At 59.9% G+C, this 19,164-nt stretch carries 15 protein-coding genes; 9 read left to right on the top strand and 6 right to left on the bottom strand.

What is annotated here, in order from left to right:
• The first annotated feature begins 220 nt into the window (after nucleotides 1-220).
• From hrpA to ACIGDJ_RS11200, 4 genes are all read left to right on the top strand, one after another.
• Entirely contained in the window at nucleotides 221-4,132 is a 3,912-nt protein-coding gene (hrpA, locus tag ACIGDJ_RS11215; RefSeq protein ID WP_397478397.1) for an ATP-dependent RNA helicase HrpA, read from the top strand.
• A 321-nt stretch (nucleotides 4,133-4,453) separates the two neighbouring features.
• Nucleotides 4,454-5,575: a beta-ketoacyl-ACP synthase III gene (locus ACIGDJ_RS11210; RefSeq protein WP_101158563.1), complete on the top strand. Its 1,122-nt coding sequence runs from the start codon at nucleotides 4,454-4,456 to the stop codon at nucleotides 5,573-5,575.
• Nucleotides 5,576-5,710: 135 nt separating this feature from the next.
• A complete protein-coding gene (locus tag ACIGDJ_RS11205) occupies nucleotides 5,711-6,322 on the top strand; it encodes an RNA polymerase sigma factor (RefSeq protein WP_101158564.1) in 612 nt (203 codons plus the stop codon).
• Nucleotides 6,316-6,555, top strand: a complete 240-nt coding sequence (locus ACIGDJ_RS11200) for a zf-HC2 domain-containing protein (RefSeq protein ID WP_312996352.1) — start codon at nucleotides 6,316-6,318, stop codon at nucleotides 6,553-6,555. The genes ACIGDJ_RS11205 and ACIGDJ_RS11200 overlap by 7 nt, the downstream gene beginning before the upstream one ends.
• Nucleotides 6,556-6,731: 176 nt before the next feature.
• Here ACIGDJ_RS11200 and ACIGDJ_RS11195 read toward each other — a convergent pair whose 3' ends face one another.
• Nucleotides 6,732-8,054 (bottom strand): putative porin, encoded by a 1,323-nt coding sequence (locus ACIGDJ_RS11195; RefSeq protein ID WP_101158566.1) that lies wholly within the window; start codon nucleotides 8,052-8,054, stop codon nucleotides 6,732-6,734.
• Nucleotides 8,055-8,335: 281 nt separating this feature from the next.
• Here ACIGDJ_RS11195 and ACIGDJ_RS11190 point away from each other — a divergent pair, with 281 nt between their 5' ends.
• Nucleotides 8,336-9,460: a GNAT family N-acetyltransferase gene (locus ACIGDJ_RS11190; protein WP_101158567.1), complete on the top strand. Its 1,125-nt coding sequence runs from the start codon at nucleotides 8,336-8,338 to the stop codon at nucleotides 9,458-9,460.
• Between the two features lie 84 nt (nucleotides 9,461-9,544).
• Here ACIGDJ_RS11190 and ACIGDJ_RS11185 read toward each other — a convergent pair whose 3' ends face one another.
• The 4 genes from ACIGDJ_RS11185 to ACIGDJ_RS11170 form a co-directional block, all read right to left on the bottom strand.
• Complete coding sequence (locus ACIGDJ_RS11185) at nucleotides 9,545-11,377, bottom strand: ABC transporter ATP-binding protein (RefSeq protein ID WP_397478396.1); 1,833 nt, start codon at nucleotides 11,375-11,377, stop codon at nucleotides 9,545-9,547.
• An 88-nt stretch (nucleotides 11,378-11,465) separates the two neighbouring features.
• Nucleotides 11,466-12,029, bottom strand: coding sequence for a peptidylprolyl isomerase (locus tag ACIGDJ_RS11180; RefSeq protein ID WP_123442891.1), 564 nt, complete (start codon nucleotides 12,027-12,029; stop codon nucleotides 11,466-11,468).
• A 3-nt stretch (nucleotides 12,030-12,032) separates the two neighbouring features.
• Complete coding sequence (locus ACIGDJ_RS11175) at nucleotides 12,033-12,836, bottom strand: alpha/beta fold hydrolase (RefSeq protein ID WP_397478395.1); 804 nt, start codon at nucleotides 12,834-12,836, stop codon at nucleotides 12,033-12,035.
• 14 nt (nucleotides 12,837-12,850) lie between these two features.
• Nucleotides 12,851-13,774, bottom strand: coding sequence for a LysR family transcriptional regulator (locus ACIGDJ_RS11170; protein WP_397478394.1), 924 nt, complete (start codon nucleotides 13,772-13,774; stop codon nucleotides 12,851-12,853).
• Nucleotides 13,775-13,823: 49 nt separating this feature from the next.
• Here ACIGDJ_RS11170 and ACIGDJ_RS11165 point away from each other — a divergent pair, with 49 nt between their 5' ends.
• The 3 genes from ACIGDJ_RS11165 (at nucleotide 13,824) to ACIGDJ_RS11155 (ending at nucleotide 16,186) form a co-directional block, all read left to right on the top strand.
• Nucleotides 13,824-14,138, top strand: a complete 315-nt coding sequence (locus tag ACIGDJ_RS11165) for a 3-phosphoglycerate kinase (RefSeq protein ID WP_101158571.1) — start codon at nucleotides 13,824-13,826, stop codon at nucleotides 14,136-14,138.
• A 253-nt stretch (nucleotides 14,139-14,391) separates the two neighbouring features.
• The gene (locus ACIGDJ_RS11160) at nucleotides 14,392-14,991 is read left to right on the top strand and encodes an FMN-dependent NADH-azoreductase (protein ID WP_130929391.1); all 600 of its coding nucleotides are present in this window, start codon (nucleotides 14,392-14,394) and stop codon (nucleotides 14,989-14,991) included.
• A gap of 328 nt (nucleotides 14,992-15,319) precedes the next feature.
• Nucleotides 15,320-16,186, top strand: a complete 867-nt coding sequence (locus ACIGDJ_RS11155; RefSeq protein ID WP_312996371.1) for a carboxylate/amino acid/amine transporter — start codon at nucleotides 15,320-15,322, stop codon at nucleotides 16,184-16,186.
• 129 nt (nucleotides 16,187-16,315) lie between these two features.
• On the opposite strand, the gene ACIGDJ_RS11150 is transcribed toward ACIGDJ_RS11155, so the two are convergent.
• Nucleotides 16,316-17,614 carry a mechanosensitive ion channel family protein gene (locus ACIGDJ_RS11150; protein WP_397478393.1) on the bottom strand — a complete coding sequence of 433 codons (1,299 nt, stop codon included), beginning with the start codon at nucleotides 17,612-17,614 and terminating at the stop codon, nucleotides 16,316-16,318.
• A gap of 190 nt (nucleotides 17,615-17,804) precedes the next feature.
• Here ACIGDJ_RS11150 and ACIGDJ_RS11145 point away from each other — a divergent pair, with 190 nt between their 5' ends.
• Nucleotides 17,805-19,145, top strand: a complete 1,341-nt coding sequence (locus tag ACIGDJ_RS11145) for a DEAD/DEAH box helicase (protein ID WP_024012040.1) — start codon at nucleotides 17,805-17,807, stop codon at nucleotides 19,143-19,145.
• Nucleotides 19,146-19,164: the final 19 nt, after the last annotated feature.

Here is a 19,164-nt window from a genome sequence, read left to right as displayed (position 1 = left end):
GATCTTGATCTTGATCTTGATCTTGATCTTGATCTTGATCTTGATCTTGATCTTGATCTTGATCTTGATCTTGATCTTGATCTTGATCTTGATCTTGATCTTCAAAAGCAAAATCAAGAGATCGCAGCCTTCGGCAGCTCCTACAGGGGAAGCAGGTCAACTGCAGGCAAATCTGCGACAATCGCCCCCTGCACAAATAGACGACCGAATTGCCTACCCGATGACCGACGAATCGCCCTCCATCGACAAACTGCTGAAAAACCTCGATCACGCCATGCTCGCCGACCGTCACCGGCTGCGGCGGCAGTTGCTTGAGCTGCGCAAGAAACCTGACGAGGCCAAACTGGCACAGTGGGTGGCGCGGATGCAGGCGTCCTGTGACCAAGTGTTGGCGCGCCGCGCGAGCCTGCCGGTGATTCGTTACGACGACAGTTTGCCGATCGCGGCCAAGCGCGACGAGATCAAAAAGGCCCTGGAGCAACATCAGGTGCTGATCATTGCGGGCGAAACCGGCTCGGGCAAAACCACCCAGTTGCCGAAGATCTGTCTGGAAATCGGCCGTGGCCAGCACGGCCTGATCGGCCATACCCAGCCGCGCCGGATCGCCGCGCGCAGCGTCGCCAGTCGCGTTGCTGAAGAGCTCGGCACACCGCTCGGGTCGCTGGTCGGCTATCAGGTGCGCTTCGAAGATCAGAGCGATGCCAACACCCTGATCAAGCTGATGACCGACGGCATCCTGCTCGCGGAAACCCAGAACGACCGCTATCTGGAACGCTACGACACGATCATCGTCGACGAAGCCCACGAACGCAGTCTCAACATCGATTTCCTCCTCGGCTATCTGAAAACCCTGCTGCCCCGGCGCCCGGACCTGAAGGTCATCATCACCTCGGCGACCATCGATCTTGAGCGCTTCTCCAGGCATTTCGATGACGCGCCGATCGTCGAAGTATCGGGCCGCACTTTCCCGGTGGAAACCTGGTACCGGCCACTGACGCTGGAGCAGGACGAAGAAGGCAACCGGGTCGAGGACGACCTCACCGTCGATCAGGCGATCCTGGCCACCCTTGACGAAATTGCCGCGCACGAGCGCAGCGAACGCCGCAGCCCCGGCGACGTGCTGGTGTTCCTGCCCGGTGAGCGCGAGATTCGCGACGCCGCCGACATGTTGCGCAAGGCCCAGCTCAAGCACACCGAAATCCTGCCGCTGTACGCGCGTCTGTCGCCGGCCGAGCAGCAGCGGATTTTCCAGTCGCACCCGGGCCGCCGCGTGGTGCTGGCGACCAACGTTGCCGAGACCTCCCTGACCGTGCCGGGCATTCGCTACGTGATCGACAGCGGCACCGCGCGCATCAGTCGCTACAGCTATCGGGCCAAGGTCCAGCGCTTGCCGATCGAAGCGATTTCCCAGGCCAGCGCCAATCAACGTAAAGGTCGTTGCGGGCGGGTCGAGCCGGGCATCTGCGTGCGTCTGTACAGCGAAGAGGATTTTCTCGGGCGTCCGAAATTTACCGACCCGGAAATCCTGCGCACCAACCTCGCCGCCGTAATCCTGCAGATGCTTCATCTGCGCCTCGGCGAAATTACCGCGTTCCCGTTCATCGAACCCCCGGACGGCAAGGCGATCAGTGACGGTTTCAACCTGCTGCAAGAATTGTCGGCGGTCGATCGCAACAGTCAGCTGACGCCGCTTGGTCGCCAGTTGGCGCGCTTGCCGGTCGACCCGCGCATGGGCCGCATGCTCTTGGAAGCGGCCAAACTTGGCAGTCTGCAGGAAGTGCTGATTGTCGCCAGCGCCATGTCCATTCAGGACCCGCGCGAGCGTCCGCCGGAGCGTCAGCAAGCGGCGGATCAGGCCCATGCACAATGGAAGGATCCGGATTCCGATTTCGCGGGGCTGGTCAATCTGTGGCGTGGTTTTGAAGAGCAGCGCCAGGCGCTGACCGCCAACCCGCTGCGCAATTGGTGCCGGAAAAATTTCCTCAATTACCTGCGTTTGCGCGAGTGGCGTGATTCGCATCGCCAGTTGAGCCTGATCTGCCGCGACCTGCAGTTGAGCCTGAACAAAGAGCCGGCCGACTATCCGAAACTGCACAAAGCGGTGCTGGTCGGCTTGCTCAGCCAGATCGGCCAGAAAACCGAAGACGGCGATTACCTCGGCGCGCGGCAGCGGCGCTTCTGGATTCATCCGTCGTCGGGCATCGGCAAGAAGCGCCCGCAGTGGTTGATGACCGCCGAACTGGTGGAAACCACCAAGCTTTACGCACGCATGGTCGCCAAGATCGACGCCGACTGGATCGAGCCGCTGGCCGGGCATCTGATCAAGAAAAACCACTTCGAACCGCATTGGGAAAAGAAGCGCGGCCAGGTCGTGGCCTTCGAGCAGATCACCCTGTTCGGGCTGATCGTCGTCGGTCGCCGCCCGGTGCATTACGGCCCGGTCGATCCGGTGGTCTCGCGTGAGCTGTTTATCCGCGAAGGTCTGGTACGCGGCGAGATTCAGTCGCGGGCCAAGTGCCTCACAGCCAACAAGCAACTGCTCGAGCAGCTCGACGAACTGGAAGCCAAGGCTCGCCGGCGCGATATTCTCGCCGACGAAGAAACCCTCTACGCGTTCTACGATGCACGCCTGCCGGCGGAGATCCATCAGACCGCGACGTTCGACAGTTGGTACAAGGTCAACAGCCAGAAAGACCCGCAGCTGCTGATCATGCGCGAAGAAGACGTGCTGGCCCGCGAGGCCAGTGAAGTCACCGCCCGTGATTACCCGGACACGCTGCACATCGGCGATCTGGAGCTGGCGCTGACTTACCATTTCGAACCCAATCACCCGCGCGATGGCGTAACCCTGCGCGTGCCGGCGCCGCTGCTGCCGATGCTGCCGCCGGAACGTCTGGAATGGCTGGTGCCAGGCTTGATCGAGGCCAAGTGCATTGCCCTCGTGCGCAACCTGCCAAAAGCCCTGCGCAAGAATTTCGTGCCGGTGCCGGACTTCATCAAAGCCGCGTTGCAGCGCATGACTTTCGCCGAAGGTTCGCTACCGCAAGCACTCGGTCGCGAGCTGCTGCGCATGACCGGCGCACGGGTCAGTGATGAGGCGTGGGCGGAAGCCGCGCAGCAGGTCGAAAGCCACCTGCGCATGAATCTGGAAATCGTCGACGGCCAAGGCAAGTTTCTCGGCGAAGGTCGCGATCTGGCTGAGCTGACCGCACGCTTCGCCGAAGCCAGCCAAGCCGCGCTGGCGGTGCCACAGAGCGCGAAAAGTCAGCAACCGGTCGAGGCAAAAGTCTTCGCGCCGGTGGCAGAAAAGACCCAGCAAAAGATCGCCGGGTTGTCGATGACGGTGTACCCGGCGCTGGTGGAAGAGGGCGGCACGGTCAAGGAAGGGCGCTTCTCGACCCCGGCCGAAGCCGAGTTTCAGCACCGTCGCGCCTTGCAGCGCCTGCTCATGCAGCAACTGGCCGAGCCGGCTAAATTCCTGCGTGGCAAGTTGCCGGGGCAGACTGAACTGGGCCTGCTGTATCGCGAACTGGGCCGCGTCGATGCGCTGGTCGAAGACATTCTGCTGGCGAGCCTCGACAGTTGCATTCTCGAAGGCGAAGAGCCGTTGCCCCGTGACGGCGCCGGGTTGGCGGGATTGGCCGAGCGCAAACGCGGCAACTGGACCGAACACGCCGAGCGTGTCGCGCGTCTGACCCTGGAAATCCTCAAGATCTGGCACGGCCTGCAAAAACGCTTCAAGGGCAAGATCGATCTCGCCCAGGCGGTTGCGCTCAACGACATCAAGCAGCAGATCGGCAATCTGGTCTATCCGGGCTTCGTCCGAGAGACGCCGATGCAATGGCTCAAGGAGTTGCCGCGTTACCTGAAAGCGGTCGAGCAGCGTTTCGAGAAACTCGGTGCGCAAGTGCAGAAGGATCGGGTCTGGAGCGGCGAACTCGCGGGACTATGGGCGCAATACCAGGCCCGCGCGGCCAAGCATGCGCAGGAAGGCAAGCGCGATCCGCAACTGGAGTTGTACCGCTGGTGGCTGGAGGAATACCGCGTGTCGCTGTTCGCCCAGCAGTTGGGGACGAAAGTGCCGATCTCCGACAAACGCCTGAGCAAACAGTGGAGCCAGGTCGAACCCTGACTTCGCGCCTTGCAACGATCCTGTAGGAGCTGCCGAAGGCTGCGATCTTTTGATTTTGCTTTTTAAAGATCAAGATCAAAAGATCGCAGCCTTCGGCAGCTCCTACAGGGATCGCGATGAGCAGGAGAATGGCGCCAAAACGCTGGGTTTATGGCAAACTTCGCCACCATAAACGCCGGTTTCGCGACCCAGAGCCTTTGGCCGTGTCGCGCCGCGCAATAAAACGATGCCAGGTTTGCGTCCCCCGGATGGGAATAGACCCTTTGCGTGTTGGTACGACGGTTCCAGCACTTTCTGCCTGAACAGATTAGAGAAACGACCATGCATAACGTCGTCATCAGCGGCACCGGCCTGTACACACCGGCCAACAGCATTTCCAACGAAGAGCTGGTGCAGTCTTTCAATACCTATGTCGCCCAGTTCAACGCCGACAACGCCGAGGCCATTGCCAGCGGTGAAGTCCAGGCCCTGACCGAATCCAGCGCGGCATTCATAGAAAAAGCCTCGGGCATCAAAAGCCGTTTTGTCATGGACAAGGACGGCATCCTCGATCCGCAACGCATGGCCCCGCGCCTGCCGGAGCGTTCCAACGACGAGTGGTCGGTGCTCTGCCAGATGGCCGTCGGCGCGGCTGAACAAGCCTTGCAACGGGCCGGCAAAACCGCCGCCGACATCGATGGCGTGATCGTGGCCTGCTCCAACCTGCAACGCGCCTACCCGGCCATCGCCATCGAAGTCCAGGAAGCACTGGGCATTGAAGGTTTCGGCTTCGACATGAACGTGGCTTGCTCTTCGGCGACGTTTGGCATCCAGGCCGCCGCCAACAGCGTGCAGTTGGGTCAGGCGCGGGCGATCCTGATGGTCAACCCGGAGGTCTGCACCGGGCACCTGAACTTCCGTGATCGCGACAGCCATTTCATCTTCGGCGATGCCGCGACTGCGGTGATCATCGAGCGGGCCGATCTGGCGACGTCCAAGTACCAGTTCGACGTGGTCAGTACCAAACTGCTGACCAAGTTCTCCAACAACATCCGCAACAACTTTGGCTTCCTCAATCGGGCAGCAGAAGAGGGCATCGGTGCCCGCGACAAACTGTTCGTGCAGGAAGGCCGCAAAGTGTTTAAGGACGTCTGCCCGATGGTCGCCGAGCTGATTGGCGAGCACCTGGAGGAGAACCAGCTCAACGTTGGCGACGTGAAGCGCTTCTGGCTGCACCAGGCCAACCTGAGCATGAACCACCTGATCGTGCGCAAGCTGCTCGGCCGCGAAGCCAGCGAAGAAGAAGCGCCGGTGATTCTCGACAGCTACGCCAACACCAGCTCGGCCGGTTCGGTGATTGCCTTCCACAAATATCAGGATGACCTGGCCTCCGGTTCGCTGGCGGTGCTCAGCTCGTTCGGCGCCGGCTACTCAATTGGCAGCGTGTTGCTGCGTAAACGTTGAAACACGTTAATTTCCTCTTAATCGCGTCGATCTTTCCTGGATTCGAAGCGGCTGAAACGCTGTAATTTTTCGGAAATCGCGGCAGGTAAATACCTGCCGCGTTCATTTTCGAAATCCGCACAAGGGGATTGATGGATGGCGGCTGACGACACCCAACTGCTCGAACGCTTGCTGGCGGGAGAGCAAAAGGCTTTCAAGGAATTGGTCGTCCAGTATCAGAGCGCCATGCGCGCAGTGGCTTATGCGATTGTTGGCCAGCGGCATGTCGAAGAAGTGGTGCAGGATGCCTGGCTGTCGGTAGTGCGCCATCTGGCCAGTTTCGAGGGCCGCTCCAGCCTCAAGACCTGGCTGCTGACCATCACCGCCAATTCGGCCAAAAGTCGCTACAAGCTCAATCGCCGGGAAGTACTGCTTGATGACCTGCCATCTCCTCACGGCTCTATCGACGACGAGCGGTTTTCTTCGCGCGACGGTCACTGGCTGGTCGCGCCGTTCGCCTGGCACCAGGACACCCCCGAAGCGCTCCTGACTGAAAACGAACTGCGCGAATGCCTCGAGCATACATTGCTGAGTCTTTCCGACTTGCAGAGCAGTGTCTTGCTGTTGCGCGAACGCCAAGGCCTGGAGCTGGAAGAGATCTGTAATCTTCTGGAGATCTCGCTCTCCAATGTCCGCGTGCTGCTGCACCGGGCACGCTTGAAGGTCTTTGCAACCGTGGAACATTTTGAGGAGACAGGGGAATGTTGACCTGCAAGGAGCAAGTGGCACGATCCAGCGATTATCTAGACGGCCAATTGAGCTTTCGGGAAAAACTGATGGTGCGCCATCACCTGATGTTCTGCCCCAATTGCCGGCGTTTCATGCGGCAGATGCGCTTGATGCAGGCAAGCCTGAAGGCGCTGCCGGAACAAGCGGACGAGAACGTCGATGCTTTGGCTGAACGCCTCGCAGCGCAACGCCGCGAGGACAATTCCCCGTAGGAGCTGACGAGTGAAACGAGGCTGCGATCTTTTGATCTTGCTTTTAAGATCAAGACCAAAAGATCGCAGCCTTCGGCAGCGCCTACAGGGGATGTTTGCATCCTGCAGAAATAACCCAGTGCGAACGAAACGAACGGATGATGGGGATCGTCCCGCCCGCACCGGGCTATCACTTTTTAGAACTTCGCTTCAGCATCCAGCTGCAGGGTGTTGGCATCTGCATCGCGCTGGCTGCGGCTGGCGAAGTCGGCCTTGGTCAGGAAGTACGTTGCGCCGACGGCGAAGTTCTTGTCGATGTCGTAACCGACCTTGAACTTGTGCCCGCGCGAACCGGTGGTGCCGTTGGCAAAGTCGGAGTCGGTGAAGGCGCCGACCACGGCGTTGCGCTGTACATCGCGATAGTTGTAATCGAGGTTGAAACCGAACACTTTCGACTTGGCCCCGAGCAACCATGCGGTGTCCTGATCGGTCACGGCATCATTGTTCTTCACGTACTGACCGTAGAACGACAGTGGCATCGGCAGGCCGCCAATGTCGACCTGGCTGAACCCTTCATACAGACGGAATTCATTGTTGGCCGAGTTGCCGTTGACGGCCAGGGCGCACGGCGTCGAGGTGCCGGTGCAACGGCTGTCTTCGTCGTTCTGATAAGCGTAAACGCTGCCGCCTACGGTCATTTTCAGGTTGTCAGTGATGTTGAAGCGGCTGCCCAACTGGCCGGCGGTCAGACGCAGGTCGTGGCGGAACTGCACGCCGTCGCCGTCGACGTTGTCCTTGAGGTTGTAGTTACCCAGGCTACCAAACAGCTCGGCGCTGCCGCCCAATGGATACTTGTAGGTGACGGCCAGACCTTCCGGGTTGATATCGCTGTCCCAGATCACGTCGCCCATGCTGACCCACGGTTGCAGCATCTTGCCGCCGATGATGTGCAGGTTCTTGATCTGGTCGGGGTGGTAATCGATGTAGCCGAGGTCGAGCCAGATCTGCTTCTTGTCGAAGTAGTTGTCCTGATCCTGGTTGGTCGAACGGGCATCGTCGCCGCCGCCGGTGGCAATACGGATGCCGGTGTCGACTTGCGGGTTGATTTCTGTGTAGGCGCCCAGACGGGCACGGATGCGCTGGCGATCCTTGTCGCGGCCGCCGTTGTTCGGCTCGCCGTCGATCTTGATGGTTTCCTGACGGATGCGCACATCGCCCTTGAACTGGGTCTTGGCCGCCCAGGCCAGTTTCTGGTCGAACAGGCTCTGTTCGTTGCTCTTCTTGGCGACCGCCGCCACTTGTTCGTTGGTTTCCTGCTGCGCCTGTTGGGCGATCTGCTGAGCCTTCTGATCCTTGGCCAGTTCTGTTTGCAGCTCGATGTACTGCGCCTGGGAAATCGACCCGTTGGCCTTGAGCATGTCGAGCAGTTTGGCGTCGACTGCAGCACTGGCCGGAACGCTCATGGCCAGCAACAAGCCGCCGCACAGGGCCGCTGCAGTTTTCGTGGAAGCAAGACGCATAGCAATCTCCGAAGATGAAGGGGATGGCTGAACCATCCTGGGCACAACCGACACGAAGGTCGGAAAACTGTGGCCGGGTTAGAACCCGACGCTCTAAAAACAGGCGCCAGTATCGCGATGGTTTATGACAGAGCGGTGGCACGGTGATGGCAAGATGATGACGATGCGTATCAGGCGTGAACTATTGAGTTAGAGCACTGTCGGCCGATTGAGCGTGTGCAACGGGGTCGCGATCAGCGATACTCGCCGGGCTTTGTCGCCAAGCTGTGGAGTGCCAGTGAATGCCGTTGCAACGTCTGCAAAACCTGTCGGAAATCGCCCCGGCCACTTGGGATGCGCTGGTGCCGGACAACCAGCCGTTCCTGCGTCACGCCTTTCTCAGCGCGCTGGAAGACAGCGCCAGTGTCGGCCCGCACTCGGGCTGGCAACCCGAGCATTTGCTGCATATCGAAGGTGATCGACTGGTTGCCGCGCTGCCCAGTTATCGCAAGTGGCATTCCTACGGCGAGTACGTCTTCGATCACGGCTGGGCCGACGCCTGCGCCCGTGCAGGCATCGATTACTACCCCAAACTGTTGACCGCCGTGCCCTTCAGCCCGGTCAGCGGCCCACGCTTGCTGGCGGCACAGGTCGAGGACGGTTTCGAACTGCTCAAGAGCTTGCCCGGGTATCTGCAGATCGAAGAACTGTCCAGCGCGCACATCAATTTCACCGATCCCTTCACCGATGCAGCGATGGCCGAGCAGCCGGGCTGGCTGCAGCGCATCGGCTGTCAATATCACTGGCAGAACCGTGCGTACCGCGATTTTCAGGATTTCCTCGACGCCCTCAGTTCACGCAAGCGCAAGCAGATGCGCAAGGAGCGCGAGCAGGTGGCGGGGCAGGGCTTTGACTTTGAATGGCTGCAAGGGCGTGAACTGGATGAGGCACAGTGGGATTTCGTTTACGCCTGCTATGCCAATACTTACGCGGTGCGGCGTCAGGCGCCGTACCTGACGCGTGAATTCTTCAGCCTGTTGGCCGAACGCATGCCCGAGGCGATTCGGGTGGTCCTGGCCAAACAGGGCTCACGGCCGGTGGCGATGGCGTTCAGTCTGGTCGGTGGTGACAGTTTCTACGGGCGCTACTGGGGATGCCTGGCCGAGTTCGATCGGCTGCATTTCGAGACCTGTTTCTATCAAGGCATGGATTACGCGATTGCCCACGGTATCCAGCGTTTCGACGCCGGGGCGCAGGGCGAGCACAAGTTGATTCGCGGCTTTGAACCGGTGATCACCCATTCCTGGCACTACCTGCGCCACCCGGGTTTGAAAGCGGCGGTGAAGGATTTCCTTCAGCAAGAGCGCGCCGGGGTTCTGGCGTATGCCGAAGAGGCCCGCACCGCGTTGCCTTATCGCCAAACATAAAGCAAAAGATCGCAGCCTTCGGCAGCTCCTACAGGAACCGGTGTAGGAGCTGCCGAAGGCTGCGATCTTTTGATCTTGAGGGCATCAATCGATGCCGACAAAGCCTCCGGTCTGGTGCGCCCACAATCGCGCATACAGGCCACGATGGGCGAGCAGTTCAGCGTGGGTGCCGCTCTCTGCGATCCGGCCGTTCTCCAGCACCACGAGGCGGTCCATGCGTGCGATGGTCGAGAGGCGGTGGGCAATGGCGATCACGGTTTTGCCCTGCATCAGCGTTTCGAGGCTTTCCTGAATCGCCGCTTCGACTTCCGAATCCAGGGCCGAGGTCGCTTCGTCCATGATCAGGATCGGTGCGTCCTTGAGCAGCACTCTCGCGATCGCGATGCGCTGGCGCTGGCCGCCCGACAGTTTCACCCCGCGCTCACCAACATGCGCATCGAAACCGCTGCGGCCTTCAGCGTCGGACAGCAGCGGAATAAACTCATCGGCGCGCGCCTTGTGCACCGCCTCCCACAGCTCGGCGTCGGTGGCGTCGGGTTTGCCGTAGAGCAAATTGTCGCGAATTGAACGGTGCAGCAGGGAGGTGTCCTGGGTGATCATGCCGATCCGTTCGCGCAAGCTCTCCTGGCCGACTTCGGCGATGTTCTGGCCATCGATCAGGATGCGCCCGCCCTCGACGTCGTACAGGCGCAGCAGAAGGTTGACCAGGGTCGATTTGCCGGCGCCGGACGGGCCGATCAAGCCGATTTTCTCGCCCGGTTTGATGGTCAGGTTGAGGTCGCCGATAATGCCTTTCTTCTTGCCGTAGTGAAAATCCACGTGCTCGAAACGGACTTCGCCCGAGGTCACGGCCAGTGGTTTGGCCTGCTCGCGGTCGGTGACGCTGACCGGTTGCGAGATGGTGCGCAGACCGTCCTGAACCATGCCAATGTTTTCGAAGATCCCGGTGACCACCCACATGATCCAGCCGGACATGTTGACGATGCGAATCACCAGGCCGGTGGCCAGGGCAATCGCGCCGACGGTAATCAGCGACTGCGTCCACAGCCACAACGCCAGCGCCGTGGTGCCGACGATCAGCAAGCCGTTCATGGTGGTGATTGCCACGTCCATGCTGGTCACCACGCGACCGGCCATTTGCGCTTTGACGGTCTGTTCTTCGATGGCTTCCCTGGCGTAGTGCTGTTCGAAGTTGGTGTGGGCGAACAGTTTCAGCGTGGCGATGTTGGTGTAGCCGTCGACGATGCGCCCCATCAGTTTCGAGCGCGCATCGGAGGCTTCCACCGAGCGTTCTTTGACGCGGGGTACGAAGTAATACAGCGCGCCGATGTAGGCGACGATCCACGTCAGCAGCGGGATCATCAGGCGCCAGTCGGCCTCGGCAAACAACACCAGCGAACTGATCGCATAGATCACCACGTGCCACAGGGCGTCCACCGCCTGCACGGCAGAGTCACGCAGCGAGTTGCCGGTCTGCATGATGCGCTGGGCGATGCGTCCGGCGAAGTCGTTCTGGAAGAAATTCAGGCTCTGCTTGAGCACGTAACTGTGGTTCTGCCAGCGGATCATGCTGGTCATGCCCGGGCTCAGAGTCTGGTGTATCAGCAAGTCGTGCAAAGCGAAAAAGATCGGTCGCAGCACCAGGGCGACCACCAGCATCCACGTCAATTCGAGGGCGTGGTCGCTGAAGAAATTCGGGTTGGGCGTGCCTTGTGCAAGGTCAATGATGCGGCTCAGGTAACTGAACAGCGCCACTTCGATCAGGGAGGCAAACAAGCCGATGACGAGCAGGGCAGCGAAACTCGGCCAGACCTGCTTCAGGTAATAGACGTAGAAGGGCCAGACGCGGTCCGGCGGTGACGCCGTCGGGGCGTCGCGGAAGATATCGATCAGTTGTTCGAAACGGCGATAGAGCATCAGATAACCGCCCGGAATCCGGGCTCTCCTTTTATCAGTGCGAGCGGCGCAGGCTCAGCCCCACGCCGCTCGATATGCCCGGCGAAACTCAGTCGATGCGCTTGGCCGACTTGATGATCACAGGGTCGACAGGCACGTTCTGCATGCCTTGTTTGGTGGTGGTCTGCGAATTGACGATGACGTCTACGACATCCATGCCCTTGACCACTTTGGCGAACACCGCGTAACCGGCGTCGCGACCCGGATCGAGGAAGGCGTTGTCGGCCACGTTGATGAAGAACTGGCTGGTCGCCGAATCAGGGTTGGAGGTGCGCGCCATCGACAGGGTGCCGCGAACGTTGTGCAGGCCATTGCTGGCTTCGTTCTTGATCGGCGCCTTGGTTTCTTTTTGTTGCATCTGCTGGGTGAAACCGCCGCCCTGAGCCATGAAGCCCGGGATCACACGGTGGAAAATGGTGTTGTTGTAGAAGCCGCTGTCGACGTATTCGAGAAAGTTCTTGGTGCTGATTGGTGCCTTGACCGGGTCCAGTTCGATTTCGATCTGGCCGTTGGTGGTGTCCAGCAGCACATGGGGCGCCTTGGCCGGGGTGGCAGCCATCAGGTTGGCGGCAAACAGTACGGAGCCAGCGGCGAGGGCGAGTTTTTTCAGCATGGGTCAGTGATCCTGAGAGTGAAGGTCGGCTGTGGCGAGAAAATCCAGCAGCGTGTGATTGAAACGTTCGGGTTGATCGAGCGGGGTGGCATGACGCGAGTCGGCAATGACCACCAGCCGCGCATCCGGCAACAGTTTTACATAGGTTTCTTTTAACGCCACCGGTGTGTAATCACGGTCGGCGCTGATGACGAGCGTTGGACAGGACACCCGGGAAAGTCGTTCCTGAACGCCCCAGCCCACGATCGCATCGAAGCTGGCGAGATAAGCACGTTTGTCGTTTTTTGCCCAGCGCTCGGCCATTTTTCGTCGCAGGTCGGCCTGTTCCGGTTTGGGGAAAAGTTTGCTGCCGAGGGCTTTGCCGATGGTTTCCAGGCTGAGCAGGCGCATCAGGCTCCAGCGTTTTAACCACTGCCAGTAATCGTCGCGGCTGCGCAATTTGACCTCAGGCGCGCTGTTGACGATGGTCAGGCTCTTGAGCGCTTGCGGCTGATCAACGGCCAGCTGAAAGCCGATCATCGCGCCCATCGACAGCCCGACGTAGTGCACCGGACCGAGACGCAAGTGTTCGATCAAGGCCGACAAATCGGCGCTGAATGCGGCAATGCTGTAGCGCTCGCGGGGTTTGTCCGAGCGCCCGTGGCCGCGAATGTCCGGGACGATCACCCGGTAGTGCGCGGCCAGCGCGGGGATCTGCATTTCCCAGTCCAGTGTGCTCGAACCGAGCCCGTGAACCAGCAGCAACGGCGTGCCGTGGCCATATTCCTCGTAGTGCAGGTTGCAACCTTCGTGCTCGAAATACGCCATCGGTGAGCTCCGTGTCAGGCTTGTTCGGGGGCGGCGAACGGTGCGTCCAGCGGCAAGGTGTCGAAGGTGCGCAACAGCTCAATGAGGATTTGTGTGGCCGGCCCCAGCGGTTTGTCCTTGTTCGAATACAGATAAAAGCTGGAGTTGCGACTGCCGCCCCGATCCAACGGTAGCAGCTTGAGCAAGCCATCCTTCAGTTTCCGGTCGATCATGTGTCGCGGTAGCCAGGCAAAGCCCAGGCCGCTGCTGACGAAGGTCGCGGCGGTGGCGAGGCTGCCGACGGTCCAGCGCTGTTCGGCGCCGAGCCAGCCGACATCGCGCGGCTGCTGGCGGCCGGAGTCGCGGATCACCACTTGCATCTGGGTTTCCAGATCCTGAAAGCTCAGCTCGCGGTTGAGCCGATGCAGCGGGTGATCAGGGTGGGCGACGGCGACGAACTCGACATCACTCAACTCCGCACCGAGGTAGCCCGGAATGCTCAGGCCGGTGATAGCCAGGTCCGCCACGCCTTCAAGCAGCACTTCCTCGACGCCCGACAACACCTCCTCGCGCAGACGCACGCGGCAGCCGCGACTCTGCGGCATGAACGCGGTCAGAGCGCGGACGATCCGCGCGCTCGGATAGGCCGCATCCACCACCAGCCGCACTTCGGCTTCCCAGCCTTGCTCCATGTGATGGGCAAGGTCTTCCAGTTGACTGGCCTGTTTCACCAGTTGCCGGGAACGGCGCAGCAACACGCCGCCGGCCTCGGTGAGTACGGCTTTACGGCCGTCGATGCGCAGCAACGGCACGCCGAGCTGATCCTGCATGCGCGCCACGGTGTAGCTCACCGACGATTGCGAACGGTGCAGGGCCTCGGCGGCCTGGGCGAAACCGCCGTGGTCGACCACGGCCTGCAACGTTCGCCATTGATCAAGGGTCACGCGGGGCGCTTTCATCAATAGCTCCTCTTGTCCTAAGCTGGCCGTCCCTCATGGAGACTGCCCAATGAAAAAATTCTGTTGTGTGCTGCTGGCGCTGCTGCCGTTGACCGCGTTTGCCTATCCGATCGATGTGCAAAAGGATCTCAATGGCATGAAGATCGATTACGAGACGTTCGATACCGACAACGACATCGGCTCGATCCGGGTGGCCAACTACGGTGATGTCGATGCGACCTGCCGTGCGGTGTTCAGCAATGGGCCGGAAGCGCCACGCACACGCAGCATCGATGTCCCGGCGGGCAAACATAAAAACGCCACGGCCAAGTTCACCCGCGAGATCATCAAACTGCGGATCAAACTGACTTGCACCCCGAAATAACACCGGATCCATTGAGCGACACTGGATTTATTGTGGGAGCGGGCTTGCTCTCAAAGGCGGTGTGTCATTCAAAGATGATGTGGCTGAAACTTCGCCTTCGCGAGCAAGCCCGCGCCCACACGGGAACATAGGTTTAGCTTATAAACGAATTAATCGATGGATTACAGCGGATATTTGCGCTTTTTCATCGAATGGGCTCTGTTTAACCTTCACTCCATCGACCTACAACATATTCGGATGGAGGCTACACAGCATGTCCCGCGTTCTGATCATCGAAAGCAGTGCCCGCCAGCAAGACTCGGTTTCCCGTCAACTGACCCAGACGTTCATCGCTCAGTGGAAAGCCGCGCACCCTGCCGATCAGATCACCGTGCGTGACCTCGCCGCGAACCCGGTGCCGCATCTGGACGCCAACCTGCTGGGTGGCTGGATGAAACCCGCCGAGCAGCGCAACGACAGCGAGCAAGCGTCGCTGGATCGCTCCAACCAATTGACTGATGAACTGCTCGCCGCCGATGTGCTGGTAATGGCGGCACCGATGTACAACTTTGCTATTCCGAGCACGCTCAAGGCCTGGCTTGACCATGTACTGCGTGCCGGCGTGACCTTCAAGTACACCGAGACCGGTCCGCAAGGCCTGCTCGGCGGCAAACGTGCCTTTGTGCTGACTGCGCGTGGTGGTGTGTATGCCGGTGGTCCGGCGGATCATCAGGAGCCGTACCTGCGGCAGGTGATGGGTTTCATCGGCATCAATGACGTGACGTTCATTCACGCCGAAGGCATGAATCTGGGTGGCGACTTCCAGGAGAAGGGCCTGAATCAGGCCAACGCCAAGCTGTCCCAAGTCGCCTGATATGTTAATCGCCAGATAATCGCCGATTGTTTAAGTGACCTGGCGCAACCCCTTCAAGGTCCCACGCGCATCGAACCTCCCTTTGCACTTTTGCTCCTGAGTGCTGTAGCCCGATTGAACGCATTAGCGAGATCGGGCTTTTTTTTGCCTGTGACATTTTCTGCTTCGAACAATCCCTCTGTAGGAGCTGCCGCAGGCTGCGATCTTTTGATTTTAAAAAAACAAGATCAAAAGATCGCAGCCTGCGGCAGCTCCTACATGGGGATTTGTGTTGGTTCCAGAAAGTAAAAACCGCTATCGTCGCCGCCATTCGATTTTTGAGGCGAGCATGGGCTATCTACTTTTTGTCACGCTGATCCAGGCGTTTTCCTTCAGTCTGATCGGCGAATACCTGGCCGGGCATGTCGACAGTTACTTCGCGGTGCTGGTGCGCGTAGTGCTGGCCGGGCTGGTGTTTATTCCGTTGACGCGCTGGCGCTCGGTGGAGCCAGCGTTCATGCGTGGCATGTTGCTGATCGGCGCGCTGCAGTTTGGTGTGACTTACGTCTGCCTGTACCTGAGCTTCCGCGTGCTGACGGTGCCGGAGGTTTTGCTGTTCACCATTCTAACGCCGCTGCACGTGACGCTGATCGAAGACGCACTGAACCGCCGCTTCAATCCGTGGGCACTGATTGCTGCGCTGGTCGCAGTCGGCGGTGCGGCGGTGATTCGGTTCGACAGCATCAGTCCCGACTTCTTCATAGGCTTCCTGCTGCTGCAACTGGCCAACTTCACCTACGCTGCCGGGCAGGTGTTGTACAAGCATCTGGTGGCAAAGCATCCGAGTGACCTGCCGCATTACCGGCGCTTCGGCTATTTCTATCTCGGCGCACTGGCGGTGGCTCTGCCGGCGTTTCTGCTGTTCGGCAAGTCGAACTTTCTTCCGGAAGCGCCGCTGCAATGGGCGGTGTTGCTGTTCCTCGGGCTGGTGTCGACGGCGTTGGGTTTGTACTGGTGGAACAAGGGCGCGTGCATGGTCAACGGCGGCACGTTGGCGGTGATGAACAACCTGCATGTGCCGGTGGGGTTGTTGTTGAATCTGTTGATCTGGAATCAGCATGAGGAACTGGGGAGATTGTTCCTTGGAGGGAGTGTGATTCTGGCGGCCGTGTGGATCAGCCGATTGGGCATCCGCAAATCCCCGGCCACCGCATAACGTCTGGCTGATAAATCCCCTGTGGGAGCGGGCTTGCTCGCGAAGGCGTCAGGTCAGGCAACATCCTTGTTGATTGACCCACCGCTTTCGCGAGCAAGCCCGCTCCCGCATTTTTGGTTTTGTGGGGGGTTACATGAGATGTTTTTCCGGCTCAGCAAGACTCGCCGAGCCCAACACCGCCGGCAGCAACCCGGCACGCAAATCCCCACCACTCGGCTGTTGATAGAGGCTCAAGCCAAACTCCGGCAGCACCGCCAGCAGGTAATCGAAAATATCCCCCTGAATCCGCTCGTAATCGGCCCACACCGTGGTGCGGGTGAAGCAGTAGATTTCCAGCGGAATGCCCTGCGCGGTGGTCTGCATCTGGCGGACCATGCAGGTCATGTTCGGCTGAATCTCCGGATGGCTCTTCAGATACGCCAGCGCATAGGCGCGAAAGGTGCCGATGTTGGTCATGCGCCGACGGTTGGCCGACATGGCTGCGACATTGCCCTGCGCCTCGTTCCAGGCTTTGAGTTCGGCTTTCTTGCGGCCCATGTAGTCGGTCAGCAGGTGCACTTGTGAGAGTTTCTCCTCCTCGTCGTCGCGGATGAAACGCACGCCGCTGGCATCGATGAACAGGCTGCGCTTGATCCGCCGACCGCCGGATTGCTGCATGCCGCGCCAGTTCTTGAACGACTCGGACATCAGCCGCCAGGTCGGAATCGAGACGATGGTTTTATCGAAGTTCTGCACTTTGACCGTGTGCAGAGTGATGTCGACCACGTCGCCATCGGCGCCGACTTGCGGCATTTCGATCCAGTCGCCGACCCGCAGCATGTCGTTGCTGGTCAGCTGTACGCTGGCGACGAACGACAGCAGCGTGTCCTTGTACACCAACAGAATCACCGCCGACATCGCACCCAGACCCGAGAGCAGCAACAGCGGCGAGCGGTCGATCAGCGTGGCGACGATGATGATCGCGCCAAACACGTACAAGACCATTTTCGCCAACTGCACGTAGCCTTTGATCGAGCGCGTGCGGGCATGTTCGGTACGCGCGTAGATGTCGAGCAAGGCATTGAGCAGGGCGCTGACCGCCAGGAGCATGAACAGGATGGTGAAGGCCAGGGCGACGTTGCCGAGAAAATTCATCGCGGTTTTGCTCAGCTCCGGCACCAGGTGCAGGCCGAACTGGATGACCAGCGACGGCGTCATCTGCGCCAGCCGTTGGAACACCTTGTTGTGGCGCAAGTCGTTGATCCAGTGCAGCGCGGGTTGGCGGCCGAGCATGCGGCTGGCGTGCAGGATCAGGTAGCGCGCCACTCGTCCGAGCACCAGCGCGATTACCAGCAACACCAGCAATGCCAGCCCCGATTGCAGCAGCGGGTGTTCTTCGAGTGTGCCCCAGAGATCCTGAGCTTTGAGCCAGAGCTGTTTGATATCCATGAGCGAAACGTTTCTTCTGTAAGACGCGAGGGCCGATTAGAGCATTTAAGACGCTGTGTATTGCAGCGAGTGACAAATCGGGCAACAAAAAATCACTGATTGTCGCCGTTTGCACAAAGAAACTCGGCCTGAGCGCTCGAAACCGGTAACCTATGCAGCTGTTTTTTTGCATATCTTCGAGGTAGCACCCGTGTTTTCCCAATTCGCCCTGCACGAACGCCTGCTCAAAGCCGTGGCCGAGCTGAAATTTGTCGAGCCAACGCCTGTGCAAGCCGCGGCCATCCCGCTGGCGCTCCAGGGGCGTGATCTGCGGGTGACGGCGCAAACCGGTAGCGGTAAAACCGCCGCTTTCGTTCTGCCGATTCTCAATCGCCTGATCGGCCCGGCGAAGATCCGCGTCAGCATCAAGACGCTGATCCTGCTGCCGACCCGTGAACTGGCCCAGCAGACGTTGAAAGAAGTTGAACGCTTCTCGCAGTTCACCTTCATCAAGTCCGGCCTGATCACCGGCGGTGAAGATTTCAAGGTCCAGGCCGCCATGCTGCGCAAAGTGCCGGACATCCTCATCGGCACGCCAGGGCGGATGATCGAGCAACTCAACGCCGGCAACCTCGACCTGAAAGAAGTCGAAGTGCTGGTGCTCGACGAAGCCGACCGCATGCTCGACATGGGTTTCGCCGAAGACGTGCAGCGTCTGGTCGATGAATGCCCGAATCGTCAGCAGACCATGCTGTTCTCCGCCACCACCGGCGGTTCGGGTCTGCGCGAGATGATCGCCAAGGTCCTGAACAACCCGGAGCATTTGCAGCTCAACGCGGTCAGCCAGCTCAACTCGACCACCCGTCAGCAAATCATTACCGCCGACCACAATCAGCACAAAGAGCAGATTGTGAACTGGCTGCTGGCCAACGAGACCTACCAGAAGGCCATCGTCTTCACCAACACCCGCGCCATGGCCGACCGCATTTACGGCCGCCTGGTGGCGCAGGAATACAAGGCATTCGTGCTGCACGGCGAGAAAGACCAGAAGGATCGCAAACTGGCGATCGATCGTTTGAAGCAGGGCGGGGTGAAGATCCTCGTCGCGACCGACGTCGCGGCCCGTGGTCTGGACGTTGATGGTCTGGATCTGGTAATCAACTTCGACATGCCACGCAGCGGCGACGAGTACGTACATCGCATCGGTCGTACCGGCCGCGCCGGCAACGACGGTCTGGCGATCTCGCTGATCTGCCATGGCGACTGGAACCTGATGTCGAGCATCGAGCGCTACCTGAAGCAGAGCTTCGAGCGCCGCACCATCAAGGAAGTCAAAGGCACCTACGGCGGGCCGAAAAAGGTCAAGGCCTCGGGCAAAGCCGTCGGCGTGAAGAAGAAAAAGACCGACGCCAAAGGCGACAAGAAGAAAACTGCCGCCAAGACACCGACCAAGCGCAAGAGCGTCAACCGTCCGAAGCCGGATTCTCTGGTGAGCAGCGACGGTATGGCCCCGCTCAAGCGCCGCAAACCGGCCGAGCCTGCGGCTGAGTAAGCTCTAGCTGCGCGGATAA

Source organism: Pseudomonas sp. NPDC079367, from assembly GCF_044542195.1.
In the GTDB taxonomy this organism is placed as follows: domain Bacteria; phylum Pseudomonadota; class Gammaproteobacteria; order Pseudomonadales; family Pseudomonadaceae; genus Aquipseudomonas.
The sequence above is the reverse complement of the archived record's forward strand: the minus strand, read 5'-3'. Positions and strand labels throughout refer to the sequence as shown.